The organism is Pseudomonas sp. AF03-9, from assembly GCF_020515815.1.
In the GTDB taxonomy this organism is placed as follows: domain Bacteria; phylum Pseudomonadota; class Gammaproteobacteria; order Pseudomonadales; family Pseudomonadaceae; genus Aquipseudomonas.
On record NZ_JAHPJF010000059.1, the window covers coordinates 1 to 960 of the forward strand.

The 960-nt window shown below is 61.2% G+C and carries 2 protein-coding genes; both read left to right on the forward strand.

Going from position 1 to position 960, the window contains the following annotated elements; genetic code table 11:
* A partial coding sequence (locus tag LIY36_RS27600) for an arabinose ABC transporter substrate-binding protein (RefSeq protein ID WP_226457858.1) occupies positions 1 to 700 on the forward strand: 700 nt, incomplete at its 5' end.
* Positions 697 to 960 (forward strand): ATP-binding cassette domain-containing protein (locus LIY36_RS27605; RefSeq protein ID WP_226457859.1); only part of this gene is annotated, 264 nt, incomplete at its 3' end. The genes LIY36_RS27600 and LIY36_RS27605, both read left to right, overlap by 4 nt.

Consider the following 960-nt stretch of genomic DNA (forward strand, 5'->3'; position numbering starts at 1 on the left):
GATCGTGGCCAAGGCCAAGGCCAATGGCTTGAAAGTCATGGCGGTGGATGATCGTTTCGTCGATGCCAAGGGCAACTTCATGGAGGACGTGCCGTACCTGGGCATGGCCGCTTTCGAAGTCGGCCAGAAACAGGGTGCGGCCATGGCTGGCGAAGCGAAAAAGCGCGGTTGGGACTGGAAGGACACCTACGCGGTGATCAACACCTATAACGAACTCGACACTGGTAAAAAACGCACCGACGGCTCGATCAAATCCCTGGAAGAAGCCGGCCTTCCCAAGGACCACATCCTCACCGCCGCCCTGAAAACCCTCGACGTGCCGGGCAGTATGGACGCCACCAACTCGGCCCTGGTCAAGCTGCCCAGTGGCGCGAAAAACCTGATCATCGGCGGCATGAACGACAACACCGTGCTTGGCGGCGTGCGCGCCACCGAAAGCGCCGGCTTCAAGGCGGCCAACGTGATCGGCATCGGTATCAATGGCACCGACGCCATCGGCGAGCTGAAAAAGCCTGACAGTGGTTTCTTCGGTTCGATGCTGCCGAGCCCGCATATCGAGGGCTACAACACGGCGCTGGCGATGTATGAGTGGGTCACCACCGGCAAGGAACCGGCGAAGTACACGGCGATGGACGAAGTGACGCTGATCACCCGCGAAAATTTCCAGGCAGAACTGACCAAAATCGGTCTGTGGAAATGAGCGGCGCGGCCCTGCGTTTCAACGGCATCGGCAAGGAGTTTCCCGGGGTCAAGGCCTTGGCGCAGATCAGCTTTGAAGCGCGGCCGCACGCGGTACACGCGCTGATGGGCGAGAACGGCGCGGGCAAGTCGACGCTGCTGAAAATCCTTGGCGGCGCCTACATCCCAAGCAGCGGCACAGTGCAGATCGGCGCGCAGACCATGGCCTTCAAATGCGCCGCCGACAGCATCGCCAACGGCGTGGCGGTGATCCACCAGGAG